20 protein-coding genes and 1 riboswitch are annotated in these 26,285 nt (G+C 44.9%); of the genes, 11 read left to right on the top strand and 9 right to left on the bottom strand.

The window, feature by feature from the left end:
• Positions 1–156 precede the first annotated feature (156 nt).
• Complete coding sequence (locus JK628_RS15680) at positions 157–1,011, top strand: LysR family transcriptional regulator (protein ID WP_202285665.1); 855 nt, start codon at positions 157–159, stop codon at positions 1,009–1,011.
• A 71-nt stretch (positions 1,012–1,082) separates the two neighbouring features.
• On the opposite strand, the gene JK628_RS15675 is transcribed toward JK628_RS15680, so the two are convergent.
• From JK628_RS15675 to JK628_RS15650, 6 genes are all read right to left on the bottom strand, one after another.
• A complete protein-coding gene (locus JK628_RS15675) occupies positions 1,083–1,706 on the bottom strand; it encodes an acyltransferase (protein WP_202285663.1) in 624 nt (207 codons plus the stop codon).
• Positions 1,706–2,452 (bottom strand): tRNA (N6-threonylcarbamoyladenosine(37)-N6)-methyltransferase TrmO, encoded by a 747-nt coding sequence (gene tsaA / locus JK628_RS15670; RefSeq protein WP_202285661.1) that lies wholly within the window; start codon positions 2,450–2,452, stop codon positions 1,706–1,708. The genes JK628_RS15675 and tsaA overlap by 1 nt, the downstream gene beginning before the upstream one ends.
• A 25-nt stretch (positions 2,453–2,477) precedes the next feature.
• Positions 2,478–2,861: an Rcs stress response system protein RcsF gene (gene rcsF / locus JK628_RS15665; protein WP_202285659.1), complete on the bottom strand. Its 384-nt coding sequence runs from the start codon at positions 2,859–2,861 to the stop codon at positions 2,478–2,480.
• 143 nt (positions 2,862–3,004) lie between these two features.
• Entirely contained in the window at positions 3,005–4,381 is a 1,377-nt protein-coding gene (locus tag JK628_RS15660; protein WP_202285657.1) for an amidohydrolase family protein, read from the bottom strand.
• A complete protein-coding gene (locus tag JK628_RS15655) occupies positions 4,381–7,428 on the bottom strand; it encodes an amidohydrolase family protein (protein WP_202285655.1) in 3,048 nt (1,015 codons plus the stop codon). Before JK628_RS15655 ends, JK628_RS15660 begins: the two co-directional genes overlap by 1 nt.
• A 158-nt stretch (positions 7,429–7,586) precedes the next feature.
• A complete protein-coding gene (locus tag JK628_RS15650; RefSeq protein ID WP_202285653.1) occupies positions 7,587–7,979 on the bottom strand; it encodes an H-NS histone family protein in 393 nt (130 codons plus the stop codon).
• A 338-nt stretch (positions 7,980–8,317) separates the two neighbouring features.
• Between JK628_RS15650 and JK628_RS15645 the strand changes: the two genes are divergently transcribed.
• The 3 genes from JK628_RS15645 to JK628_RS15635 all read left to right on the top strand — a co-directional run bounded on the left by JK628_RS15645 (position 8,318) and on the right by JK628_RS15635 (position 12,060).
• A complete protein-coding gene (locus JK628_RS15645) occupies positions 8,318–9,067 on the top strand; it encodes an electron transfer flavoprotein subunit beta/FixA family protein (RefSeq protein WP_202285651.1) in 750 nt (249 codons plus the stop codon).
• Positions 9,067–9,990: an electron transfer flavoprotein subunit alpha/FixB family protein gene (locus JK628_RS15640; protein ID WP_202285649.1), complete on the top strand. Its 924-nt coding sequence runs from the start codon at positions 9,067–9,069 to the stop codon at positions 9,988–9,990. Before JK628_RS15645 ends, JK628_RS15640 begins: the two co-directional genes overlap by 1 nt.
• A gap of 197 nt (positions 9,991–10,187) precedes the next feature.
• Positions 10,188–10,409, top strand: a riboswitch (Lysine riboswitch).
• A gap of 79 nt (positions 10,410–10,488) precedes the next feature.
• Positions 10,489–12,060: a Na+/H+ antiporter NhaC family protein gene (locus tag JK628_RS15635; RefSeq protein WP_202285647.1), complete on the top strand. Its 1,572-nt coding sequence runs from the start codon at positions 10,489–10,491 to the stop codon at positions 12,058–12,060.
• A gap of 87 nt (positions 12,061–12,147) precedes the next feature.
• Here JK628_RS15635 and JK628_RS15630 read toward each other — a convergent pair whose 3' ends face one another.
• Positions 12,148–14,283, bottom strand: a complete 2,136-nt coding sequence (locus JK628_RS15630; RefSeq protein WP_202285645.1) for a M3 family metallopeptidase — start codon at positions 14,281–14,283, stop codon at positions 12,148–12,150.
• Between the two features lie 674 nt (positions 14,284–14,957).
• On the opposite strand from JK628_RS15630, the gene JK628_RS15625 reads away from it, so the two are divergent.
• Entirely contained in the window at positions 14,958–15,536 is a 579-nt protein-coding gene (locus JK628_RS15625; RefSeq protein WP_202285643.1) for a thymidine kinase, read from the top strand.
• 89 nt (positions 15,537–15,625) lie between these two features.
• On the opposite strand, the gene JK628_RS15620 is transcribed toward JK628_RS15625, so the two are convergent.
• Positions 15,626–16,825 carry a cation:proton antiporter gene (locus tag JK628_RS15620; protein WP_202285641.1) on the bottom strand — a complete coding sequence of 400 codons (1,200 nt, stop codon included), beginning with the start codon at positions 16,823–16,825 and terminating at the stop codon, positions 15,626–15,628.
• Between the two features lie 117 nt (positions 16,826–16,942).
• Between JK628_RS15620 and JK628_RS15615 the strand changes: the two genes are divergently transcribed.
• The 6 genes from JK628_RS15615 to JK628_RS15590 all read left to right on the top strand — a co-directional run bounded on the left by JK628_RS15615 (position 16,943) and on the right by JK628_RS15590 (position 25,506).
• Complete coding sequence (locus JK628_RS15615; RefSeq protein ID WP_202285639.1) at positions 16,943–17,806, top strand: universal stress protein; 864 nt, start codon at positions 16,943–16,945, stop codon at positions 17,804–17,806.
• Positions 17,807–18,494: 688 nt separating this feature from the next.
• Positions 18,495–19,433 (top strand): DmsE family decaheme c-type cytochrome, encoded by a 939-nt coding sequence (locus JK628_RS15610; RefSeq protein ID WP_202285637.1) that lies wholly within the window; start codon positions 18,495–18,497, stop codon positions 19,431–19,433.
• A gap of 17 nt (positions 19,434–19,450) precedes the next feature.
• On the top strand, positions 19,451–21,460 hold the full coding sequence (locus tag JK628_RS15605) for an MtrB/PioB family decaheme-associated outer membrane protein (RefSeq protein WP_202285635.1): 2,010 nt from the start codon (positions 19,451–19,453) through the stop codon (positions 21,458–21,460).
• Positions 21,461–21,500: 40 nt separating this feature from the next.
• A complete protein-coding gene (locus JK628_RS15600) occupies positions 21,501–24,029 on the top strand; it encodes a DMSO/selenate family reductase complex A subunit (RefSeq protein ID WP_202285633.1) in 2,529 nt (842 codons plus the stop codon).
• Positions 24,030–24,043: 14 nt separating this feature from the next.
• Entirely contained in the window at positions 24,044–24,721 is a 678-nt protein-coding gene (locus JK628_RS15595; protein WP_202285631.1) for a DMSO/selenate family reductase complex B subunit, read from the top strand.
• Positions 24,722–24,822: 101 nt separating this feature from the next.
• Positions 24,823–25,506, top strand: coding sequence for a TorD/DmsD family molecular chaperone (locus JK628_RS15590; RefSeq protein ID WP_202285629.1), 684 nt, complete (start codon positions 24,823–24,825; stop codon positions 25,504–25,506).
• Positions 25,507–25,587: 81 nt separating this feature from the next.
• Here JK628_RS15590 and JK628_RS15585 read toward each other — a convergent pair whose 3' ends face one another.
• Positions 25,588–26,064, bottom strand: a complete 477-nt coding sequence (locus JK628_RS15585) for a hypothetical protein (protein ID WP_202285627.1) — start codon at positions 26,062–26,064, stop codon at positions 25,588–25,590.
• Positions 26,065–26,285 lie beyond the last annotated feature (221 nt).

Raw genomic sequence — 26,285 nt, 5'->3', positions numbered from 1 at the left:
CCATATACATTTTGTGGTTATAGCAAAAATACTATCTATTTATGTAAGGTATAGGCAAAAGCTATCTATGGTGGTTGAAGCTATAGTCATTGCAGCTATAGTCAGGCGTGCGTAGACTAGCTGCTGAGGTTTCGCGCGAGTCTAATAGGATATTTTATGAAACTCAGATCATTAAAGTACTTTCAGTCAGTCTATGAACTGGGTAGCATCACAGCCGCTGCTAAAAGCTGTTTTGTCTCCCAACCCTCTATAACTGCAGCGATATCACAACTGGAGCAGTTGCTCGGTATCGCGCTATTTATTCGTCATGCTGGCGGTGTTAGGCCGACCTCAGCAGCCGATAAACTCTACCCATTAGCACGTGAAATGAGTGACAACGAGCAATCTATCTTGCATCTGTTTAGTGATGGTCCGACTCCGGTACCATTGAAACTTGGCTTAATGCGCTCATTGGGTGCAGAGCGAATGAGCTCGCTGCTGAATGACTTATCTAAACGGATTGATGATCTTGAACTGACCTTAGTCGACCCCGATGAGGCTTGTGATGCACGGGTGGTGTTATCTCAGTCCATTAACAGTAGCGAGACTTTTCTACCGATCTGGCTAGATAGATATCAACTGGCCATACCAAAGAGTTGGTCGCTGGCGACTAAGCCTGTAATTAGTATTGAAGATCTTGATGGGCTCGCCTTTATAAATCGCACTCCCTGTGATGCATTTGAGAAGTTAAAACAGGCGATGGCCCTCAAAGGAGTACAGTTCCAGAGCCGGGCAAACATCAGAACTATCGAGTATGCTTGGCCACTAGTGAACGCTGGAGTTGGCGTTGCTCTATTGCCTGATTGGGGGGAGATCAGACAAAATGAAGGCATAGTATTGCGCCCCATAGAGGGGGTTGAACTGATTAAAAAAATTGGCTTGGCGTACACGCTGGGTCGGCTTAGTGAGCCATTAATTACCGCCATTAAATCGGTATGTAAAGCATCGCAGAATCGAGGAGAAACTCTATAAAAGTGTACTGTAAATAGGCAGCTATAATAAGTTAAAACAGTGCTAACCTTGTTTAAGGTCGGCGTAATCCGTTAAACCTTATCCCGTCTATCACCGATCACTCTAGCTGGATTACCTGCAACAATGGCGTACTGGGCAACATCTTTAGTAACGACAGCCCCCATACCCACTACCGCATGATCACCTATAGTGACACCATCGACAATGCCAGCTTGCGCGCCAATCCATACATCGTCACCAATCATCACGCCTTTAGAGTTAGAGGCTTGTTGATAAATAGGGCTATTTGGCGCCATACCATGGTTAAAAGCATAGATGGTGACATTATTAGCGATACGGGTTTGGTTGCCAATGGTGATCCCATGGCGGCCACCATCGAATGAACAACCATGATTGATGGCGACCTCATCACCCAAGCTGATAGGGCCGTGTAAAAAACTGTCGGCGGCGATCATACACTGCTTACCCATTTCAATATTACGACCTGGCTCGGCAAACAGATTTGCCTCAGGGGCAATAAAGCAGTTCTCGCCAATCAATACTGTCTCAACGGCGCTAAAGTGAGCTTGTACTTCATCTTGCCAAGGTTTAGCCCAAACTAGGTGTTTCTCTTTCAACGAAAAATACAGCCATGGCATATAGGACAGACGTTTTTTATGCTGGGTTTGGTAATCAGGCTTAGCCGCTATGGTCATTATGGTGTGTCCGAGGTATTAGATATGCCCACTTGTGAAGGGATGATTTCAAGTACTTCAACTCCTTGCGGCAACATTTTCCACAGTATATCTAAGTCATAGAGGGCGACTTGATAGAGTTTAGGATCCTCCTTTGCTTTTTTGTAAGCTGGGCGGGGGTCTTGCGCCAATACATCTTCAATGAGCTCAGCTAAGCGTGGGTAAGCGGGATTTTGCTGATACTGCTGCAGTTGCTGCTGGGCTGTTTCGCAAAATGTCACACTTGCCAACGCTGGCGCATCTTGGGCTATGCCGGCATAGGCGTCATTAATGGCGTCAGAGAACGGTATATAGGGTTTTATATCGACAATCGGTGTGCCATCGAGTAAGTCCATACCTGAGATCTCAAGCCTGACTTTACCATTGTCGGTATGCACTGCATGCAATTTCACCACCGATTGGCCGATGCCATTTGGCCTGAAAGTTGAGCGAGTGGCAAATACACCAAGCTTTTCATTGCCGCCTAATCTTGGCGGACGAACCGTAGTCTTCCAGCCCTGTGCCAAATTCTCATGAAAGCAGAACAACAACCAAAGGTGAGAGTATTGCTCAAGTCCTCGCACTGCATCAACTTGATTAAAGGGGGCGGCGAGTTCAACAAAGCCGCGAGCTGCGGGAACGAGCCCCGGTTGGCGCGGAATGCCAAACTTTTGTTTATAAGGCGTGCGGCAATATGCGACAGCTTGGATCTGGTTAGTAAAGGACATTGATTACTCTTGGTGTGAAGCGTGTTTATTCTTGTACGCTGGTAGTAGCAATTGCTTGGCCAACACAAAGGGCGCGAGTAACACAGTTGGGTGTTGCTTCTTCGATTAAAAGACAGTTTTTAATCACTAGACCGTTAGCCTGTTTGTCGGCAGCAGCACGGCGAGCCAAGGTGCGAGCTTCAACGATAGACGCGGGAGCATCATTGTCACCAATTTGGCAGGTTTCACCTTCAACTAGACCTTTTATTTCATATGGCCCTCTAGGTTGAACACTTCCTTCATAGAGGGTGACATCGGATACTTTGAAGTAGTCATTAATCGCATCGCTATCAAGGTTACTGTTAAAGGCATATTCACCCGCACATGCGCTAAGTAAAAGGACAAGAGATGCTGGAAGTAGGTATTTCATAGTGAGTGCCTGTTATATGAGTTGTTGGGGCTAGCGAAAGACATTTATAGAAAAGCCTAACACTAAAAAGGTGTTCAAAAAAAAGTGCTCATAAAGAGCACTTTTTCGGTCAAAATATTTTACTAGCGCTATAACTTTGAATTTTAGCGCTTTAGGTACTTTTGATAAAGCTGTTGATGACGATTATTTAAATCAATTTTTCGACCATCAATGTATACCGACTCTATTGCGGCTTGCATCGGATCTAATATGTCGCCAGTAGCAATAATTATATTGGCTTTAAATCCAGGGGCGATCGCGCCCATATCATCGATACCGAGTATTTTTGCTGCATCAAGGGTAATGCTTTGTAGCGCTTGCGACTTGGTTAATCCATAAGCAACGGTTTGTCCTGCTGCAAAGGGTAAATTACGGCTGTTCCAGTCAGATGAGAAACCCAGTGCAAATGGAATATTGGCTTGCTTAAGTAGTGCTGGGATCTTAAATGCGAGATCAATCGGCTCATCCCTGCGCTTAGGCAAACTCAATGTTTGGGTATAAATAACCGATGCATTGACCTCACTTAACACATCCGCTAATCGCCAAGCATCATAACCGCCCACAATGACTATCTTAAAGCCATAGATCTTGCTCAGTGCTATTGCTTCCTCTATCTGCTGTTGTGACTGAGCATGGACAAACAGCTGCGCATTGCCATCAAATAGGGATGTTAATGCTTGCCAGCGTAGATCGATTTTAGCAATTTTACCCGCTTTCAGCGCCAGTTGATAACGGTGAGCATCGGCAAATGCTTGGTGCACTTTGTCTACACGCTGACTGAGATCGTCAAGCTGCTCTTGACGCTTTTCCGTATCAGATGACAGCCAACGAATATAAGGCCAATAGAGGTGGAACTGTTTATTGCTATCAACCAGCGCATCTTCGATAGTCCAGCTGTCCATTGAAACAAGGGCTGACTGACCTGCTAGACCGTCACCTTGTGGCACAACTTGAGCATGGGTAATGCCATTAACACGAACGGTGGGGATGATCTCCGAGTCTGGGTTAAAAGCGCTAATTGCTTCAAGCTGTGGGTTGATAAAGCCAACCTCGTAGGCATCATTACTTGAACGCATCATCTCAACTTCAACCAGCCCCATGGTGGTATCAAGGGCGATTAATCCGGGATAGATGTGCTTATTAGTGGCATCAATAACCACGGCATCTGCAATTAACCCTGCTGTAGTTGCACTTGAGTTCTGTGTTGCCTTTTCGGCGTCCGTTGGGGCGGCTGTATCAACTGTTACTGGCGTAGCCAAGTTCTGGCCTACCGCAATAATCTTACCCTCAGAGATAAGTACGTCAGTTTGTGCCAATTCACCTTCAGTAACGGTATGCACGGTGGCATTAGTCAATAATACAACGCCGCTTTCAATGGGGGCTGGTAGCATGTCGTGAGCAAAAACCGCGCTACTAACAACAAGAGTAGCAACAACACCAAGCAGCGAATAAGCGTGTTTAGTTGATTGAGTAACCATCATTATAGTGCTCCTTGAGCAGTTTGTTGCCAAGCGTTGAAGTGGGTGTCGCAGTGCCATTCAGGTTCCATTTTCTCGCTGCTGGTTTCGCCCAATTTGTCGGCGTCGTCGCTGTGGAGGATTTTTTGAATTAATGCAGCGCGTTCAGTTTCAACGTCAATTTGAGCTCGCTTATCTTGCTCGCGGCTAAAGTAGCGACGGCCCTCAACCCAAGTTGATTCCACTTTGGCGTAAACCGACAGCGGTGAATCGGTCCAAAGCACGATATCCGCTTGTTTACCTTCAACCAGTGAACCGACTTTTTCATCGATGCCTAGCTGTATTGCAGGGTTAATGGTGATCATTTTCCAAGCATCTTCTGCTGTCATGCCGCAATACATCATCGATTTAGCCGCTTCTTGGTTGAGTCGACGCTGCATTTCGTAATCATCAGAGTTGATGCTGGTAAGTACGCCTTTGCTTTGCATCAAGCAGGTGTTTTGCGGGATCGCATCATAAACTTCAAATTTGTATGCCCACCAGTCAGAGAAGGTTGATGCATAAGCACCATGTTTTGCCATCTCATCAGCAACTTTATAACCTTCAAGAATATGGGTGAAGGTACCTACTTTAAAGTTGTAAGCTTCGGCGAGTCTGATAAACATTAAAATTTCTGACTGCACATAGGAGTGAATATGCACGCTGCGTTTTTGCTCTAATACCTCTGCAACAGCTTCTAAACGGTAGTTGTATTGCGGTGCAACTGTGCGCCTGCGCTCGCTTGAACGCATTTTTTTATACGCTTTTTGTGCTGCTCGGTATGCTAGCGCTTCATTAAAGGCTTCACTAAAGAGTGATTTCACACCGATGCGGCTTTGCGGGAAGCGGCTATTAAAGTTATCGCCCCAATGACTCTGCTTGACGTTTTCACCTAAAGCGAACTTTATACTGGCAGGAGCACCTGCAAACTTTAGCAGCTCGGCATTGTCGCCCCACTTGAGCTGAATGATCTGTGCCTGACCACCAATAGGGTTGGCACTGCCATGTAAAATTTGCGCTGTGGTGACACCACCGGCAAGACCGCGGTAGATAGCGATATCGTCGGGATTGATGACATCGCCAATTCTGACTTCAGAGGTGACTGCATCGGTGGCTTCGTTAGTGCCGCCATTGAGCGCTATGTGTGAGTGTTCATCGATGATACCAGCGGTTAGGTGCATACCCGTTGCATCAATCACATGGTAACCTGAAGGCGTACGCAGTTTACTGCCGATCTCTTCGATGTCACCATGAGAGATAATTAAGTCAGTATTGTTAAGTACGCCGTTTTTAGCTGATGTCCATAGAGTGGCGTTCTTGATATGCAGCTTATCTTGAATAGGTTGCTGTTGTAGACCGTAGGCCACATTAGGTGATGTTTGATTGGCAACTTGCTTTAAGGTCGCTTGTTGGTCCTGTTGCTGCGTTGGCTCATCATCAATAACAAGCTCGAGTTTGGTACCACCAAAGGGGATGGTTTGACTGTTACTGTCGAGTAGGCGGCCACGAAGGCCTGCTTCATCAAACCACAATGTAAAGCGGCTAATGCCACTAATACCCGCTTCGGTTAAATCAGCACTAAAAGTCATTCGACCTTGATTGAAGCTGATGTTGGCCAGGGTTATCTCTTTTTCGCCACTGGATAAAGTCCCGCTTAAACTGGGATCTTGTGCAATGTTTAGATCGAAGGTGAGCTCGTTGATTTGCAGTTGGTATGGTTGAGCAAGCATAGCAAGATCACGATTGATTAATTGACGCTCTTCACCTTGCAACCAGATGCTTGTTATCTTGCCGTCTTTAAATACATTACCATTACTAATGACCAAATCAGCCATAAAGCCAGGCTTTAGTTGGCCGACCATGTTACTTATGCCTGCAATTTCTGCCGCTTCTGTTGTGAGTGCGGCAAGGGCGGTCTCTTCATCCAAGCCGCGTTTTATTGCTTGCTTAAGTCGTGGCCAAAATTTGTCGGCTTTTATCCCATATTGAGTTAGTGCAAAAGGGACATCTGCTTGAGCGACTACAGCAAGGTTACTCGGCGCGCTTTCCCAATGTCTTAGTGTCGCTAAACTCACATCACGTGCACTGTCACTATCAATGATTGTTGGTGCGGCAGGATAATTCAACGGTAACACTAAACTATATGGGTAAGACTTTAGTTCATCGATTCTGGCATATTCACGACCATTACCAATTAGGCTGCCTCTTACTTTTTGCTCATTTAATAATCTAGCTGCTCTTATTTGATTATTCAAATTTTTGGTTTGAAATATAAAGCTTTGTTCTTCAAGACCCGCTAGGCGCTCTAATGCGATGTTAAACTCAATGTTGTTACTAGTATTTGAACTCTTACTTATATTGTCGTTATACCAACGTGCATCTGAAAATGTTTGTCTAATAAGCGCGATACTCCCCATTAATGACTGCGGGTAATCTTGTATAGATGAGCCCTTATCAAATGCCATAAACTGGTTGGTTTTAGCTCTGTAAATAATATCGTTCGCTTTCTTATCCGCCAGAGATAAACTGACTCCACGCCCTCTGAAAATGCCATCTAAATAGCTAGATTGAACACTGGTAAAACCATTGTTAATCCACTCTTTCGCCTGTTCTTGATCGGGATAAACATAATTGAACCACTCTTTTTCTGAATGAATCGCTCCATTCTCTGCATTACCACCAATTCGTTTTATTTCATAAACTGGATTATCACTAGCTTCATTTACTGATTCATATTCGATTGCATACTCGGTAAATGGATCTATAAAACCTGGATAGATAATATGACCTGTTAAGTTAATCTCAAGAACGCCTTCGGGAATGTCATTATCTTTAATAATCGACTTTATTCGATTATTTTCAATTAACAAGGTGGCATCGTTTAGCGTTTTTCCGGGGCTCAACATTAGCGTTGCATGACTTAACGCAGTGATTCTAGGCGTATTATCCGTCAATTGCTCATTGGCTACTGTGCTGTAGCTGGTTAACACACTAAGTAGAGCGACAAGGGCTTTTATTTTATAATTATGCATTACCGTACTTATGTTTGTTAGAAGAGTAGGGGAAGTGTGAGGATATCTTAACTTAACAACAATTACTAAACAGTATTTGTAACTTAGAATATGATTCTTGGATGCGTAATAACAAAAAACCCAGCAATAGCTGGGTTTTATAGGCAGTAAACGGAAACTTAAATAAGGAAGTCGTCCATTGTACGACCTTTTTCTAATTCATTCTTGAATACAGTTGGCATACGGCCTTGGCCTGTCCATTGAACCATGTCGCCATTCACTTCAATTTGGTATTTAGCTGGACGTGGTGCACGTTTCTTAGGAGCTGGTTTAACGCCAGCGCCACCAATATCGTCAACTGATAAACCAATCGCTTCCATTTGTTGACGAATCTCTTCAATTTTAGCATTACGCTCAGCCATTGCTTCATTTTCAGCTTCAGCTTGAGATGCTTTTTCTTCGATGATTTTTTCAAGCTTTACAGCAAGATCTTTTAACTCTTCAAGAGATAGCTCTTTAACTGCTGCTTTAAAACGGCGACCGTGGGTCAATATATCTAAAAATTCGCTCATGATGATTAACGTCCAATTAAAATAGGAAAGGATTTTATATTCTGTTCCAAATAATAGGAACTATTTCGATAAGGATCAAATGTTATTTCTGTTTAATTGAGAATAAAAAGTATTAATTAAGATTAATTTGTGAAAAAGACGATTATATTTCTCAAATGTTATCGATATCGGCCAATTACGCCTTATCTCATTATATTAATGTGAACAGGTGTTCGACTCTAGGTTGACGTTAACGTCAACAGCACGTAAAGTGACTCTAATTTCTGTAATAGTTGCTGTGCTATATAAGTGACTATTCGCATAATCCCGTTCATTAAGAGACGTAACAAGGAAGCCCTATGAAAGTATTGGTGCCAGTAAAACGTGTCGTCGATGCCAATGTAAAGGTCAGGGTTAATGCTGACAATACAAGTGTCGATACCGCAAACCTTAAAATGGCGATTAACCCGTTTTGTGAGATTGCTGTAGAAGAAGCCGTTCGTTTAAAAGAAGCGGGAAGCGCTTCTGAAGTCATCGTCATGAGCATCGGTCCAAAAGCTTCGCAGGAGCAGTTGAGAACGGCGCTAGCACTCGGTGCTGATCGAGCTATCCATATTCAGACTGACGAAGACCTTGTGCCTTTATCTGTTGCTAAGCTAATTCATGCGGTACAGAAAAAAGAGCAAGTAGACTTAGTTATCTTGGGTAAGCAATCCATTGATAGCGACAACAACCAAACGGGTCAAATGTTAGCGGCGATTGGCAAAATGCCACAAGCAACCTTTGCCTCGGAAGTAAAAGTGAATGCTGAACAGCTGACGGTGACTCGCGAAGTTGACGGTGGACTGCAAACACTGATGCTACCTTTACCAGCTGTGGTTACCGCTGACCTGCGTTTAAACGAGCCACGTTACGCAAAATTGCCGAATATCATGAAAGCTAAACGTAAACCACTTGAGACACTCACTCCAGCCGATTTCGATGTGACCCTCAAGTCTCACCAGAGCGTCGTTAAAGTGACTCCACCTGCTGAGCGCAGTGCGGGTGTGATGGTATCTTCTGTAGAAGAGTTGGTTGAAAAGTTAAAGAATGAAGCGAAGGTGATCTAATGGCAATTTTAGTATTAGCAGAACACGATAACGCCAGTCTAAAACTGGATACCGCTAAAGTGGTGGCATGCGGTCAAGCCATTGGTGGCGACATTGATGTACTCGTTGTCGGTCACAACTGTGGCGATGTGGTTGGCAGTGCACAACAGCTCAATGGCATACGAAAAGTATTAGTTGCCGATGCCGCCGTTTATGTTAACGGCCTAGCTGAAAACACTGCGGAAGTCGTCACTGAAGTTGCAGCGGACTATGAGTATGTGCTTGCCGCGGCTTCTAGCCATGGTAAGAATGTATTGCCTCGGGTAGCGGCATTACTCGACGTAAACCAGTTATCAGAAGTGATAGAAGTGGTGAGTAATGATACCTTCGTTCGTCCTATCTATGCTGGCAGCGCGTTAGCGACAGTCCAGAGCTTGGATGACAAGAAGGTGATCACAGTGCGCTCAAGTGCATTTGATGCAGTGGCAGGCGATGGCAGTGCTGAACTTGTGACATTGACGCAAGAGATTGCGCCTCAAGTTGAGTTTGTATCTCAGAGTTTGACCGAATCAGAGCGCCCTGAACTGGGAAGCGCGTCTGTTGTTGTCTCTGGCGGGCGTGCAATGGGCAACAGTGAGAACTTTGGCATACTAGAGCAACTTGCCGATAAGTTAGGTGGGGCACTGGGTGCATCACGTGCTGCAGTAGACGCAGGCTTTGTGCCTAACGATCTGCAAGTGGGGCAAACGGGTAAAATTGTTGCGCCTGATTTGTACATCGCCGTGGGGATTTCTGGTGCTATCCAGCATCTCGCTGGCATGAAAGATTCAAAAGTGATCGTGGCAATCAACAAAGATCCTGAAGCGCCAATTTTCCAGGTGGCTGACTATGGATTGGAAGCTGATCTGTTTGATGCTGTGCCACAGCTATTAGAGCAGCTTTAACTTATCCACCGTTAGGCTGCTGGCAAGCTGAAAAAACACAGAGTTGTTTTTATAAGGTTGCCGAGCTGTTATCGGTCGTGAGTATTGGTTGGTAATATTTGAGATCTGTGTCACGATAAGCGGCTTTAGGGTAGCATCCCTAAAGCCGCTTATGTTTTTATGACACTCACGTTAATTAGCTCAGTCTATTTAACGTCCTTAGAAGTAGAGGTGCATTCAATATTAGTACCGACAAGTAGGGTGATGCCTATGACTTGTTGAGAAAGGATTTGATGCCGAAGTGACAAAGCATATCGAGGCTTGTTGCTGGGGCTGTTACCAAATAGGAACAGCACTGCCATAGTATTTCTTATCGGGAAGATAAGAAGATTTTATATTAATGTCGAACATTGATATTACTGTGGAGCGCTACTGATAGGACAGGTGTAATCAGCTCTCAATGCTAACTCCCACCAGTTCAGTCGGCCTCCATTCGTACTTAGCGAAGATAATAATTAAATGACAATTTTAAGCTATGCCGATTCGGCACTTTCGTTGCTGCCTCCGGTAGTTGCAATCGTACTGGCGATGTTAACCCGTCGTGTTTTACTTTCTCTTGGGGTGGGGATCCTACTGGGTGCACTACTGCTGACCGATTTCTCTGCTGCAAATACTGCCCAATACGTGGGTGCTAAAGTTCTGGCGCTAGTGTGGGATGATGGCGCACTCAATAGCTGGAACCTATACATTCTTGGTTTCCTCGTCGTGCTTGGGATGATCACTGCGCTCATTACCGTTAGCGGCTCGGCTCGTGCGTTTGCCGATTGGGCTCGCAATCATATTCGTAATAAACGTGATGCCAAACTATTAACCATGTTCTTGGGTTGTGTGGTGTTTATTGATGATTACTTTAATAGTTTGGTTGTGGGGAGTGTTGCTCGACCGCTCACTGACCGTTACTACATCTCTCGTAGTAAGTTAGCTTATCTGCTGGATTCAACGGCTGCACCTATCTGTGTTATCTCGCCTGTATCAAGCTGGGGCGCGTACATCATTGCCTTGATTGGTGGTATTTTAACTGCCCACGGTTTTACAGATTCAGGACATTTAAGCACATTTGTGCAGATGATCCCGATGAACTTCTACGCTATCTTCGCATTATTACTGCTACTGTGTGTCGCGCTGATGGGCCTCGATATTGGCCCTATGCGTCAACATGAGCTTAATGCGCAGAAAGGTAACCTTTATGATGAGTCAAAAGGATTACCCCCTGGGGCCAACTCTGGTTTGCCAGAAGCGGATACCGGTAAAATCCTCGGATTATTCTTACCCATTACGGTCTTAGTCTTCGCTACATTCTACTTTATGGTGAGTAGTGGTGGTGATGCGCTGGCTGCTAAAAATGAAGCCTTTAGCCTGATTGGCGCATTCGAAAATACCGATGTTGGTTCATCACTCTTCTTTGGTGCCTTAATTGGTTTAATCGTCACGCTTGTGCTGGTTACTTACCAAGGTGTTGAGAAGAAGATGATCGTTAAAGGCGTGGTTGAAGGCGCGAAATCTATGCTGCCAGCAATCTACATCTTGCTCTTTGCATGGACGATAGCAGGTGTCATCGGTCAGCTTGAAACTGGTAAGTATATGGCGAGCTTAGCGACCGGTAATATTCCGTTTGCGATGTTGCCTGCAGTGCTGTTTATTCTGGCTGGTTTAACCGCATTTTCTACCGGCACCAGCTGGGGTACATTCGGTATTATGTTACCTATTGCTGCTGATATGGCGATGGGAAGTGACACGAGCATGATGCTACCAATGCTGGCTGCAGTGCTTGCTGGGGCAGTATTTGGCGATCATTGTTCACCGATATCTGACACCACCATTTTGTCTTCAACGGGCGCGAACTGCCATCATATCGACCATGTGATCACGCAGTTACCCTATGCGTTAATTGTCGCAGGCATTAGTTTAGGTGGCTACATTGTACTTGGTTTCACTGAGTCAGTGATGGCAGGCTTATTGACCTGTAGTGTGTTGTTTGTGATTAGCGTGATTATACTGCGGATTAAATCTTGTCAGCGAACGACCACTTAATTTAGAAAGCTTTTCGTTAGGCATTTAAAAGCCGCTCTCAATGAGAGCGGCTTTTTTGTAGCTATTAATACAGTATGAATACGAGTATTAGTTGTTTAAACCACGGCGATTAAGCAAGGCTTCAGTCGTTGGCTCTTGACCTCTAAAGGCTTTGTAGGCGTCCATTGGCGGCACAGTATTACCGACCTCACGAATGGTTTTTCTAAACTTCATGCCTATCTCACGGTTCAAGCCGCCTTGAGTTTGCACGTAAGCAAAGGCATCGGCCGCTAGGATTTCACTCCACATGTAAGCGTAATAACTAGCTGAGTAGCCACCAGGGAACGCGTGAGCAAAGTAGGTCGATTTATATCTTGGCGGTACAGCTGGCAGATCAACCCCATGTTTTTTAAGTGCCGCAGCTTCAAAGCTGGCAACATCTTGCAGTGGAGCATCCGCTTTAAGTGAATGCCACTCTAAATCAACCAGTGCTGCCGACATATATTCAAGGGTATCGAAGCCTTGGTTAAAGCTGCGTGATTTAAGCAGTTTATTAAGCAGCTCCTCTGGGATAGGCTCACCAGTTTCATAATGCTTGGCATAGTTAGCTAACACCTTGGGATGCGCCGCCCAATCCTCTTCGAAGGTTGATGGAAACTCGACAAAGTCGCGTGAAACCGAGGTACCAGAAAGGGTAGGGTAATTTACCTTAGAGAACATACCATGAGTGCCATGGCCCATCTCGTGGAACATGGTAGTCACTTCATCGTAGCTGACAAAGGTCGGTTCGCCGGCTGGCGCCTTTTTAATATTCATCACATTGACGACCACAGGCTTGCTGTTTAGCAATTCAGATTGACCAACAAACGAACTCATCCAGGCTCCACCGCGTTTGCCTTCTCGGGCAAAATGGTCGGCGTAGAAAATGGCTAAACTAGTACCATCTTCATCAAACATCTCATAGGCTTTCACATCTGGGTGGTAGACAGGAAGATCTGGACGAGGCGTAAAGCTCACACCATAAAGCTCTTTAAGGGTATAAAAAACTCCATCTTCTAATACCCGGTCAAACTCAAAGTAAGGGCGGATAGCATTGGCGTCTAAGTCATACTTATCTTTGCGAACAAGTTCGGCGTAGTAAGCCCAGTCCCACGGTGCCAATTCAAAATCACCGCCAGTGCTGTCTATCATCGCTTGGATATCGGCAGCTTCTTTATTGGTGTTGGCAACAACGGCTGGCACCATAGAGCCGAACATCTTGTACACCGCTTCTGGCGTTTTGGCCATTTGTGGGGCAAGGCGGTAATCTGCCCAGCTGTCAAACCCTAGCAGTGCTGCGCGCTCCGCTCTAAGCTGCGCTAAACGGGCAACAAAGGAGGCCGTTTCATTTTCGCCCTCAAGACCACGATTGGCAGAGGCTTGCCACACTTGCTGGCGCAGCTCGCGATTATCTAACTGAGTCAGTACTGGCTGGCGCGTGGTGTTGGTGATGTTGAGTTGATACTTACCGTCGTGGCCATTGGCTGTAGCATCCGCTGCCGCGGCACGAATGGCACTGTCTGACAAACCACTGAGTTCAGCTTCATTGTCTACAACAACAGCGATCTCCTTGGTCAGTCGCATTAAGCGCTGAGCAAACTCATTGGTGAGTGTAGATTGCTCTTCGTTTAGTGCACGGATCTGCTGTTTCTGGCTATCGCTCAGTTTGGCACCGGCGCGAACAAAGCGCTGATAGTAAACTTCGACTAAGCGGTTAGCTTCGGCTGACAAGTTTAGATCTGCACGGCTGTTATAGATGCTCTCTACCCGAGCAAATAGTGCTGGATTTAAGTTGATATTGTCAGAATGCGCTGCCATTTTTGGCGCCATTTCGCCTTGTACCTGACGCAGTGTTGGGTTGCTGTTTGATCCTGTGAGGTTATAAAAAACCTTAGAGGTACGGTTTAACAGCTGACCACTTTTTTCCATCGCCACAATGGTATTGTCGAATGTGGCTGCATCGGGGTTATTGGCTAATTCGAGGATCTCCTGATAATGCTCCTTGATCCCTTGTTCAAGCGCTGGTGCGAAATGCTCGTCTTTAATCAAGCTAAAGTCAGGCGCTTGATATTGTAAAACACTGGCTTGTAAAAAAGGATTCTGAGTTTGCACCATAGTCGCTGCCATTGGATCGTTTTTAGTGGTTGAGCAGGCGCTTAACGCGAGCGTTGCAGTAATAGCTGCGGCGATGAGTGTTTTATGCATCTGGTAATACTTCCTTCATTATAGTTGTTATTTCTTATGAGTTTTATACCCATCCTACCTGAAGATGCTCGTTTCAGAGGCGCTGTGCTAGTTCAATTCTAGGCGCATTAACATAGAAATGGTTATTCCATTTTAAGTGAGTGCAACAACGAAGTGGGTTTGCACAACACCTTCTATGATGGGTTTTAATGGGCTTTACTCTGTGTTATTGATTTTACCAAGGGAGAAACCATTCGTGGCAATCAATGCCTTGATTAAAGCCCATTAAACTCCCACTGAATCCTGCATCTTTAAGTCGGATGGGTCTACAAGTGACACTATCAATTGTTTGTTAATTGATCCTTAATAATGGCGTTAACTTATCTCATTAAATGTGTGTTGTTTTGTGGGCCATATGAGTTTTAATTGAGTTTTAAATATTAACGTTGTACGACAAGTGTAAGGGGAGGGTGAACAATTAATGTTGCGCTATATCATACTGATATCAGAGCGCTTAAAAATAGCTGTTAACTCACTAGTGTTTAGCTATTCTCTAGAGGGTTACACTAGTTAAGGTGATAAAGTTAGTGAGTAAAATAGCAAATGATTAGCCTCACTATATGGTGGATTGTGGATGATTTGTGCTAGCTAATAATGCTAGACTAACGATGAATTCATCCTTAAGGACTCTCGGTTTGGCGCAACTCTATTTTTATTACTCAGCAATGAACGCCGGTAAGTCGACTTCATTATTACAGTCTTCATATAACTACCGTGAACGCGGCATGAATACCTTAGTCATGACGGCGTCAATCGATAATCGATATGGCGTAGGTAAAGTGGCTTCGCGTATTGGCATCGAGACCGAAGCGCAGGTATTTGGTAGTGATGATGATTTAACCAATATGATCGGCACTGCTCACAAAGAGCAAACGCTGCACTGTATTCTAATTGATGAATCTCAATTTTTGAGTAAAGAGCAGGTCAAGCAGTTGACTTATGTGGTCGATATTCTCGATATTCCAGTGTTGTGTTATGGCCTTAAAACCGATTTCCAAGGTGAGTTGTTCAGTGGCAGCCAATACCTACTTGCTTGGGCCGATAAGCTAGTCGAACTGAAAACGATTTGTCACTGTGGTCGTAAAGCCAATATGGTGGTGCGTCTTGATGGTAGCGGCAAGCCAATGAGAGAGGGTGAACAGGTCGCCATTGGTGGTAATGAGAGTTACGAGTCAGTTTGCCGTAAGCACTTTCGAGAGTTTATCTGGGATTAGGCTATTATTTTCCCAGAACCGTTGAGGTTTAATTATCACCAGTCACTAAATGTGGCTGGTTTAGATATACAGATTGTTTAAATAAATCGCTATGCGTATTTGACGTTATCTCTTAAGCTCCACTTTAGCAGTAATGGACCTATCAATGTGGTTATCGCGATAATCACTACCAATTCGGTAAACAGTTTACTGTCGATTATATCCATTTTCCTGCCTAATTCAGCAAATACTAAGCCCACCTCGCCACGAGGTACCATGGCACTGCCTACAATGAGTTTATTTTTCCATCCCCCTCCAGCAAGCCAACCAGCGGCAAGTTTACTTAAAATTGCCAGTAGAGATAGCCACAGTAACAGCAATACGCCACTGGCACTGTAATCGAGCTGACTTAGATCTAAACTAATACCAACATAGACAAAAAAGATTGGTGTAAACACGTCAACGAGCGTCTTGGTTGATAATTCCATTTTGTGCGTAAAGGCGAAGGGATTAACTAAATAGCGATTGAATGGAGAGATGAATTGTCGACTCAGCGCTAAGCCTACAGCGAAACCACCGAGTAATGCTGGTGCTGCAAACAGGTGCGCCAGCCACGAAAATAAGCAAACTAATATCATGGCTATGACGACTTCATATCCGGAATTATCGTTAGCGGGTTTGAACGCTCGGGCAAGATAGAGCAGTGCCCTAGCGATTGGTGGGGTGAGGATCAAAAATAAAAGCACCTTGCCGATCAGTAGCAAGGTACTAGCGATATCAAGCGCTCCCTGGCTAGCAAAATTAAACAGGATACTGAGTAATATCACTCCTATGACGTCGTCAATTACCGCTGCACCTAAAATAATATTACCAACGGTAGTCTGTCCTTGGTTAGCTTGAACCAATACACGTAATGAGATGCCTATGCTGGTGGCGGTTAATGCGCACCCTAGATAAATAGCGGTAAATAGGGAGTCGGTAAGATAATAAGCACTACTTAATCCCATCAAGATAGCCGGGGATAAGATCCCTAGCACAGCAACAGCCACTGCGCGGCCGCCGGCTTGATAGAGTCGCTTAATGGATGTTTCGCAGCCAATTGAAAATAGCAGCAAAATCACCCCTAATTCAGCCATGACCGCTAAAGTTGGGTGAGGGGTGACAAAATTCAATAATGTCGGCCCTAAAAGAAGGCCTGCGAGGATCTCTCCGACCACGGCAGGCATTGCTAACCGCTCGAATAGACTACCAAAAACTTTACCGCAAAATAGAATTAAACATAACGAGATAATAAACAGGTCTACCGCCATATTTGCCTCGTAATTACTGCTAACGTTGCTTGAATATTGAGCGTTTTAATGATGAAGATCAAGGAGTAAATTCAGTCATTTGCTATGTTGAAGTAAAGCCCGCTTAAGGAGGCATTTATGGATAAGATACTCATAATTTCACAGAAAAATCAACAACAAGCCAACGCCGTAGCAGCAGGTGTTGTGTTGGCTGAACAGCTGGAACTAGCCCCTGAGATTGCCGCATACAGTTATGAGTCCCTCAGTGGTGATGCCTACTATAATCCTCGTATTGCAGCGTCTGTGCGGGCACAAGTATTAGCCGATGATATTGCATATGTTCGGCAGCAACTGAGCGAGCTTAATGCGCCCAATATCCCCATAGTTAGTATGTGGTGTAAAAACATATTCGAACAGGCTTGCGGGCATGCTGGCTGTGATGAATATGCCATGATGGTAAAATCTATCCATGAGTCAGCGCATTTCCTCCCCTTGGATTGGCAGCTCATTCGTCACACTAAAGTACCGCTGATGTTACTTAGTAATAACCCGTTGAATCGAGCCAAGTCAATTTTAATGGCAGTGGATTTAGGAAGTGATAATCCATCTAAGCAAGCACTCAATCAAGCCGTTATAACGCAAGCAAAAAAACTTTCAGCTGCAACGGGTTATGAGCTTCATTTAGGTTTTGTGATCCGTGTGCCTAAAGTATTGCGGGATATGGATCTGGTCAATAGCCGAACCTTAATTAAGGATGCCTATCAGCGTCATAGCCAAGAGATCGAGCAGCTAGGGCTAGACAAAGAGTATGTCCATATTTTGGCTGGTGATGCTGACATGTGCCTCTTTGAGTTGAGTTGCCGGTTGAAAGCACAGTATTTGGTTATGGGGGCTCGGCAGAGGCAAGGCATACTGGGTTATGTTGTCGGCAATACCGCTGAATCAATTTTATCGCGAATTCGAAGTAATGTACTGGTGGTGCCGCAACGTACTGAGCCCTAATTTGAGGCTGCTAACCTATAGTTTTTTTGAGCACTTAGGTAGGTAACTTACATATAACACTGATAATTGATCGAGTACTCAAATTAAGTTGAGTCACTTCTCGAACAAACCGTGAACAGCTTGCCACAACTGTTATCCGATATGTTCATTATCGGTCTGTTGTGAATAAAGCTGACTGTGGTTTGAGATTTGTTTCAAGGTCATTTTTTATGATTAGAGCTGATTAATATTGAAAAGTAGATGCTTATATTTACTGTGTATCTGTTGTGATTCGTTTAAATTTTAACACTACCGGCTATAACTTAAGTAGTACTCTTGCGTTTGTGCTGACGAGTGCGAAATATTTTCGTGATCTAACGCCGATAACTTATCACCGTAAAATCAATTGATTTACATAACTTTACTAAATTAATAACTGCTAAAGATAATAATCATTCCCATCTGAACTTCATTCTGCTGAAATATATAGTTATTTTATTCTTCACTGCTTTGAAGGTGTACTTGATCCGCATGTTTATATTGTGAGCTAGTAATTGGTTTCTCTAAAATTATGGCTTAAACCTCAACTTTAAGTCCATCATGTATGCGCTTGAAACAATTGCTGAACAGACTCTAGAATACCTCTATCGATATACAACAGGTCTGTCAGTTAATGTCCTTCTTCAATAGCATAAAGTCAGTGAGTTTTATGGCCAAGTTCATGGCTACGAGTTTACTCTCATTACTCATTATTGTTTTTCCAGCCCAAGCAACTCCTTGGGATTCTCTTGATTCTGAGCAACTCGAACAAAAGTTAACCGAGAAGTTTGCCGAAGGTAAATACTCTACTAAAGGTGCAGATACTTGCCTTATGTGCCATAAAAAAAGCGCTAAGGTGTTAGCGATTTTTGATGGCGTTCATGGCGATATGAATAGCAGCAAGTCACCAATGGCTGGCATGCAGTGCGAAGCCTGTCACGGTCCACTAGGTAAGCATAATCGTGGTGGAAAAGAGCCAATGATTAGCTTTAGCGACGGCAGCAAGCTGCCTGCAGAAACTCAGAACAGTGTTTGTCAGGGGTGTCATAACGACCCTAAGCAGATGGCGTGGCATAACAGTACCCACAACTTAGAAGAGGTGGCCTGTGCTGATTGTCATAGCGTTCATGCCGCTAAAGACCCTGCACTTGACCGTCTCATGGTTAACGATACTTGTACCTCATGCCATACCCGCGCTAAAGCGGATATGAATAAGCGTTCATCGCACCCAATGAAATGGGATCAGATGACCTGTATCGATTGCCATAACCCACACGGTTCAATGTCCGAAAGTGCGTTGATCAAGCCAAGCCTAAATGAAACCTGCGCCGAATGTCACGCCGATAAACGCGGACCATTCCTGTGGGAGCATGCACCTGTAATGGAAGACTGCTCAAGCTGCCATACAGCACACGGCAGTGTTAACGACGCTTTGCTTAAGACACGAACACCTCAGTTGTGCCAGCAATGCCACGCTGATGATGGTCACGCAAGCCGCGTAGCAACGCAAGCGGGTCAAGATGCCTTTAGTGCAGGTAAAAGCTGCCTAAATTGTCACAGCAAAATCCATGGTTCTAACCATCCAGCTGGCAGCAACTTTGCCCGTTAAGACTAGGAGTGAGTATTATGCGTTTAACTAAATTATTTTCTTTAAATTTGATCACTCTAGCCTTTTTCGGAACGGCAACTGGTGCGATAGCGGCCGATTTCGGTGTCCAACAAGCAAATACTGAAAATCTAAAAACAGCGAATTACCAGTGTAAGCGTTGTGTTTCTAATGATGGCTATTCAGGTTCGATGGGCGCAAGTGTTGGCGCTATTGGTTCTGATGACGACCATGCAATTAATCAGCTTGGCACTGGTACTGATGGTGCTATCGCGGGTGTTAACGCCGATATGGCATACCAGAAAAGCGGCTATCGCGCTAAGGTTCAGGCGCATCAGTTAGGCATGGATAATGGTTTTATCAACATCGAAGCTGCTAAGAGTGAGCAGTATAAGCTTGATGTTGATTTTCAAACGATTACCACTAATCAGTATAGCGATGCACAAACTAATCTGTGGCATAACAAGGGTATGCTCACGCCAAGTGAGCAAACTCGCGTACTCGACCTTAATCTACAGAGACAGCGCAGTGGTATTGGTTTTGAGTATGACTTTTCTAAGCTAACCGAACTTGGCCTTAGTAGTTATGCCCGTTATGACCGCGAAGACAAAACGGGTAATCGCTCTGCAAGTTTGATGAGTCCAAGCCCAGTAAACTTTGCTGAGCCTGTGGATGAAACTACCGATAAGTTCAGTGCAGGTGTAGTGCTTGATGGTGATAACTGGCTGTCAGAATTGAGCTATCACGGCTCTCGTTATGAGAACAATATTAGCGACCTAAGCCTGCCATACAACTACGATGTCTACAGTGCAACGCCTGATAACCAAGCACATCAGCTGTCGTTATCGGGTCAATATCGTCTAGCCTCAAGTGTCTTTAGTGGCCGCGTGGTATCGGGTCGTATGATCCAAGATCAAGACCTAGTACAGATGAGTGGTAACCCTATCCAGAACTGGGATGGCCAAGTCGACACCTTTAGTAGCAATCTAGCGGCAAGTACGCGAGTGAGTAATCGCTTACGCTTAGGGGCAAGTTACGACTACAGCAAGCGTGATAACCGCTCTTCAGTATTTGATTTTGCCCAGTATGAATACAACTCCATGTCGGGTGCATTCAAGCAAAACACGCCGATGGATATTGAACGCCAATCATTTAAAGCTAACGCAAGCTACCGTTTAGCCAGTGGCTACCGTCTGCAAGCGGGTTATGACTACAAGCAAGTTGAACGCAGTTATGGTGAGCGTGAAGAGACTCAAGATAATGAGCTTTGGAGCAAACTCAGCATTCGTGCTATCGATAAGCTAACCCTTGATTTTGGTTTGAGTTATGGCGAGCGCGGTGGCAGTGATTACCAAGCCGATGAAATCACCTCTGACGAAACAGATTCGTTGATGCGCAAGTATCACCTGGCAGATCGTAATCGCAGCGAGATCAATGCCAGAGCCAGCTACACGCCACTAGAGTGGTTGACCTTTGATGTTAGCACTTACTATGCCAATGATGACTATGACGCGACTGAAATTGGTTTAACTCAGGCTAAAGATTATGGCTATGACGCTAACGTACATATGCAGTTATCAACGCCATTATCCGTTTATGCTTTTGCCGGTCAGCAATGGATTGATTCAGACCAAAGTGGCGATCAAAGCGCTATTTGGCATACTGAAATTCGTGACGAATTTATCAACCTAGGGCTAGGCGCAACCTACTCTGGCCTGATGGAAGATAGACTGACCTTAGGCATGGATTACCTTTTTGCCAACTCCGAAAGCAACACAGGTGTTAATCCATCAAGTGACGGTGCTTACGGTGCTTACTATTCCTATAACCACAGTGTAAGTCTTTATGGCCAATACCTGATCTCGCCGCAAATGGCACTGAAACTGGCTTACCAGTTTGAGCGTTATTTCGATACAGACAGCGCAGCGGTCACAGCCGATAACAATTCAGGATTAATCACCCTAGGTGAACTAAATCACAATTATAACGCCCATCAACTGATGTTGACCTTCAGCTACAAGCTGCTTTAAGTCGGATCAGTCACATTTTAAGTTTGAGGAAAACGAGATTATGGAACGTAGAAGTTTCTTAAAAATGAGTGCTGCGCTGGGCTGTGCAGCAACGGTTACAGGCTGTAATTCCAGCTCTGATGATGCCAATGTTATTCCGCCTAAACCACCCGTGGGTGATGAGCAAATTACTTGGTCTGCGTGCCTAGTAAACTGTGGTTCAAACTGCCCAGTTAAAGTTTTCAGCCGTGATGGTGTGATTACTCGTGTTGAAACAGATCATGACATTACCGATGGTGATGACATTTACCAAGTGCGTGCTTGTGCTCGTGGGCGCTCACTGCGTCAGCGTACCTATGCTGTTGACCGTCTAAAGTCGCCAATGAAGCGTGTTGGTAAGCGTGGTGAAGGCAAGTTTGTACCTATTACTTGGGACGAAGCTGCTAAGACTATCGCTACTAAGCTAACTTCAGTGATTGCAGAGCATGGTAACAAAGCTATTTTCCGCAGCTATGGGTCTGGCGCTTACTATGGCTTTGCATCAAATGGTTGTTTCAATCGCCTGCTAAACCTAAATGGCGGTTGCTTGAGCTACTACGGTAACTACTCGTGGGCGCAGCAGCAAGAAGCGGCAGCGCATACATTTGGTACCGGTAGTACTAAAGGTTCGTCAACGGTAACGCTTGCTAACAGCGACTTCTTACTCGGCTTTGCTTATAACCCTAGTGAGATCCGTCAGTCTGGTAGCGGTGAAGGTTATGACTACCTTAAGGCTCTGCAAAAGGCTAACGGCCTTAAAGTGACCATGATCGATCCTCGTTACACAGACTCAATGTTAGGTAAAGAGTCTACATGGTTACCTATCCGTCCTGGTACAGATGCTGCATTAGCAGAAGCGGTTGCTTATCAAATGATAAATTCAGGTTGGGTTGATGCCAACTCACTAGATTTTATCAATAAGTACGCGGTTGGTTTTGACGCTGCATCGATTCAAGCGCAAAAAGAAATTTTCGCAGCAAGTGGTGATGAGACTAAGCAAGAATATGCTGCTGTCATGAACCCAGAAGAGAACTACCGTGACTACATTCTTGGGCTTGGTATCTATGCTGACGCGCCGAAGAAAACAGCGCAATGGGCTGAGGAAATCACTGGTATTCCAGCTGGAAAAATTCAGCAAATGGCGACCGACCTGCAAGAAGCACAAGCGCCTTACATTGTTGCTGGCGCGGGTGTTAACCGCCAAGCCAATGGTGAGCAAACTGTACGTGCCTTGTACATGTTGTCAGTACTCACAGGCAAGCTAGGTACCTTGGGTTCATCAAATGGTGAACTGCCATACATGAGTGGCATGTACCGCGCAGGGATCCCAGCAGGTGCTAATCCAGTCAAAGAGAAAATTTCATTCTTTACTTGGTCTGAAGCGATTCATCACGGTGAAACGATGACTGCTCGCAGCCATGGTGTTAAAGGTACTGATGGTCTAGACACACCACTTGGCACTAACATTAAAGTGATTATTTCTGCATCTGACAGCACCTTGCTAAACCAACATGCACAGATCAACAACACCGCTGAGATCTATCAAGATGAATCAGGCGTTGAGCTGATTGTTAGCTGTGATTGCTGGATGACACCTGGCGCTAAATTTGCCGATATTATTTTGCCGGATACTAGTTGGTTAGAGTCTAACGATTTGGTTAATGACAGCTACGCATCAGGTGCTCTTGGTTATATTACTGCAATGAAGTCAGCTATCGAGCCTATGTGGGACTGTAAATCTATGTATGAAGCATCTGCGTTGATTGCTAAATACATGGGTTGTGAAGCTGAGTTCACTGAAGGTAAGACTGAAAGCGAGTGGCTAGAAGAGCTTTACCAAAAGACCAGAGATAGCAGTAAAAATGCAGGGGTTGTACCGGCGTTCCCAGCAACTTATAAAGAAGCACAAGAGGTTGGTTTTTTCCGTAAGAACATGAACGACAACTACGTTGCACTTGAAAGCTACATTAAGGGCGGCGAAGCCTTATCGACCCCAAGTGGCAAGATTGAGATCTACTCAGCTGAACTTGCATGGCGTGCCGCTAACTGGGATCAAGAAAACAGCCCACTAAACCCAACTGGTGTTAAGGGAGATACCATCACCGCTATTCCACAGTACACAGTGACTTGGGATGGTTTTGAAGATGAAGACACCAGTACAGACTACCCAATTCAGTTAGCGGGTTACCACACTAAAGGCCGTACTCACTCAAGCTACCACAACGTACCTTGGTTAAGAGAAGCGGTTGAAGATGCAGTTTGGGTTAACCCAATGGATGCAGCAAAGCATAGTTTAAGCTCTGGCGATAACGTTGAGATGTATAACGAACGTGGTTCTATTGCCGTTAAAGTGCGTATTACGCCACGTGTGACGCCAGGCGTATTTGCACTAGGTCAAGGCGCTTGGTTCAGCCCTGGTAAAACAGTAGGTAGCACGGGTCACATTATTGATGAAGGCGGCGCGATTAACTCGCTAACTCGCTATCAGCCAAGCCCAGTCGCTAAAGGCAATCCACAGCACACCATTCGTGTTGCAATTAAAAAGATTTAAGAGAGTAGTTAATTATGACTGAAGCAACTCAATACGGTTTTTATGTAGACAGCACTCAGTGTACTGGTTGTAAAGCGTGCCACGTGTCTTGTAAAGATCGTCAAAGCAATGAGATCCGTAACAATAGCAATCCACAAGATAACACGCTACCTGCACTCGATGGGGTGACTTGGCGCCGGGTGTATGAATATGGCGGCGGAGATTGGACTGTGGGTAACAATGGCTGTTTTGAGCAAAATGTATTTGCTTACTACATGTCTATTGGTTGTAACCACTGTTCTGAGCCTGTTTGTGTTAAAGCTTGCCCAACAGGTGCAATGCACAAACGTCGTGAAGATGGCTTAGTTCATGTGGCACAAGACATTTGTATCGGCTGCGAAAGCTGTTCACGTGCTTGTCCATATGATGCGCCGCAAATTGACCGCGAACGTAAAGTGATGACCAAGTGTGATGGCTGTTATGAGCGTATCGCAGAAGGCCGTAAGCCAGTATGTGTTGAGTCTTGCCCAATGCGCGCATTGGACTTTGACACCATGGAAAACTTAACAGATAAGTACGGCGACGGTGACGGTCATATTGCACCGTTACCATCACCATCAATCACATCACCAAACCTGATCATTAAGGCTAACGTTAACGGTAGCCCTGCAGGTAGTGGTGAAGGCAGAATTTTAAACCCATCTGAAGTTTAAAAGTGCTAGCGATGGGCAGTTTTACTGCTCATCGCGATGATTAACGTTAAGTGAAATATAAGCGACGGCGAGTTAACGCTGTGTCGTTTTAAAGGTGAACCATGTCTTCAAATACAGTGACTATCAACAGCGTTGATTTTATTGAGTATCAAGGCTTAGCGCGCATCTTGCACCATTGCCTCATTCGTCATCCAGAAGCCGAGCTAGTACAGGGGCTTAAGGACTGTGATGTTGCTGGTAGTTGGCCTGAGTTTGCTCATCGTGAGCAAAATATCCAAGGTCGCGAGGCGTTTGCTGCGTTTTTACAGCAGTGGCCAAATGATGATAATAGCGAGCAGCTTATCGAGCTAAAGCTTGATTATGGGCAGCTATTCTTCGGCCCCGGTGAGCCCAATGCGGTAGCGCAAGGCTCGGTGTATCTCAGTGAAGCACAGTTGCTTAATGATAGATCGACCATGGCGTTGAAGGATTTCTATCAAGTACATGGCGTTGATGTTGATATGGATTACCCACAGCCGGTTGATCATATTGCCTTGTTCTTTGCGGTACTGGATCAGACTTTTGGTCGTCTTGAAGTTGAGAGCGATAATTTAGCACTGATACGCTTTACCCAAGTATTGCTACAGCAGCATTTTTTGCCGTGGGCATATCGTTGTTTTGAATTGGCGTTGGCTCATGCCAATACTGATTTTTATCGTGGGATAGCACTGCTAGGCAATGATCTTTTACTGCAGATGCAACAAGATTTTCAGCTAGTGCCGAAAGAGACACGCCTTTACCGCTAGACTGGTTAGCTTGATAAGATAAAGAAAAGCCCGCAGCTGAATAAGTTGCGGGCTTTATTATTGAGTTTTATTGGCTGCGGTTTAGCAGCCCATGTTGCGATTAGATCTGCGCTTATCGATGCGCACCTGTTCTAACTGAAAGTGAATGGTTTGCAGTAAATTGCATAGCTGCTTAATGTCCTCGCTTATTGTCGCGCCAATGTCGTTATTGGCGAGCTGTTGGCTCCAATTGAAACTAATGGCGAGTACCAAATGTTCAGATTGAGCCAATTCACCTTGCTCAAGTTCTTTAATAAACAACAGGCGAGATGCGCTAAAAAGGCAGTTGAGCGTGACGGAATCAGCCAAATGCGAGTCATCTCCACTTTCAAGTGGCGGCAACCACAATGGTTCACCCTCCGCAAAGGTCAGCGCTGCAATCGTGTTCGTTACTGTTGTTAGAGAGGTGGCACCAGCAAAAAGTTGCTGTACAGCCTCACTTTGTCGTAATGTTAGCGCTAAACGGTGGGCTAGAATTGACTTACTCCACTGCTGCCCAATCGAACGTATTAACGTCATAACTTTCCTTTGCTACAAACCTAGGTTATCAATCTTTGATCCCGCATTCACTTAGCTTTTTAAGCTGCTGAGAGGTTAAAGTTGCTAACATTGAGCCGTGTTTAATAGAAGCTTTATTGTAGCAATATAGCGGACTGCTCAGTGTGCTCGATGCTGCAAAATCGCGATGAGGTCGTCAGGTGTTAAGTGATATGTTCACTTAATGAACTGCCATTCAATGC

This window comes from Shewanella sp. KX20019, from assembly GCF_016757755.1.
Taxonomy (GTDB): domain Bacteria; phylum Pseudomonadota; class Gammaproteobacteria; order Enterobacterales; family Shewanellaceae; genus Shewanella.
This window is presented reverse-complemented; position numbering and strand designations above follow the sequence as displayed.

Coding starts and splice junctions, on each gene's coding strand:
- JK628_RS15655 (WP_202285655.1), bottom strand. CDS start 7,428: ATGCATAATTATAAAATAAAAGCCCTTGTCGCTCTACTTAGTGTGTTA.
- JK628_RS15620 (WP_202285641.1), bottom strand. CDS start 16,825: ATGGCGGTAGACCTGTTTATTATCTCGTTATGTTTAATTCTATTTTGC.
- JK628_RS15585 (WP_202285627.1), bottom strand. CDS start 26,064: ATGACGTTAATACGTTCGATTGGGCAGCAGTGGAGTAAGTCAATTCTA.
- JK628_RS15615 (WP_202285639.1), top strand. CDS start 16,943: ATGGATAAGATACTCATAATTTCACAGAAAAATCAACAACAAGCCAAC.
- rcsF (WP_202285659.1), bottom strand. CDS start 2,861: ATGAAATACCTACTTCCAGCATCTCTTGTCCTTTTACTTAGCGCATGT.
- JK628_RS15605 (WP_202285635.1), top strand. CDS start 19,451: ATGCGTTTAACTAAATTATTTTCTTTAAATTTGATCACTCTAGCCTTT.
- JK628_RS15630 (WP_202285645.1), bottom strand. CDS start 14,283: ATGCATAAAACACTCATCGCCGCAGCTATTACTGCAACGCTCGCGTTA.
- JK628_RS15680 (WP_202285665.1), top strand. CDS start 157: ATGAAACTCAGATCATTAAAGTACTTTCAGTCAGTCTATGAACTGGGT.
- JK628_RS15640 (WP_202285649.1), top strand. CDS start 9,067: ATGGCAATTTTAGTATTAGCAGAACACGATAACGCCAGTCTAAAACTG.
- JK628_RS15650 (WP_202285653.1), bottom strand. CDS start 7,979: ATGAGCGAATTTTTAGATATATTGACCCACGGTCGCCGTTTTAAAGCA.
- JK628_RS15590 (WP_202285629.1), top strand. CDS start 24,823: ATGTCTTCAAATACAGTGACTATCAACAGCGTTGATTTTATTGAGTAT.
- JK628_RS15610 (WP_202285637.1), top strand. CDS start 18,495: ATGGCCAAGTTCATGGCTACGAGTTTACTCTCATTACTCATTATTGTT.
- JK628_RS15600 (WP_202285633.1), top strand. CDS start 21,501: ATGGAACGTAGAAGTTTCTTAAAAATGAGTGCTGCGCTGGGCTGTGCA.
- JK628_RS15645 (WP_202285651.1), top strand. CDS start 8,318: ATGAAAGTATTGGTGCCAGTAAAACGTGTCGTCGATGCCAATGTAAAG.
- JK628_RS15595 (WP_202285631.1), top strand. CDS start 24,044: ATGACTGAAGCAACTCAATACGGTTTTTATGTAGACAGCACTCAGTGT.
- tsaA (WP_202285661.1), bottom strand. CDS start 2,452: ATGTCCTTTACTAACCAGATCCAAGCTGTCGCATATTGCCGCACGCCT.
- JK628_RS15660 (WP_202285657.1), bottom strand. CDS start 4,381: ATGATGGTTACTCAATCAACTAAACACGCTTATTCGCTGCTTGGTGTT.
- JK628_RS15675 (WP_202285663.1), bottom strand. CDS start 1,706: ATGACCATAGCGGCTAAGCCTGATTACCAAACCCAGCATAAAAAACGT.
- JK628_RS15635 (WP_202285647.1), top strand. CDS start 10,489: ATGACAATTTTAAGCTATGCCGATTCGGCACTTTCGTTGCTGCCTCCG.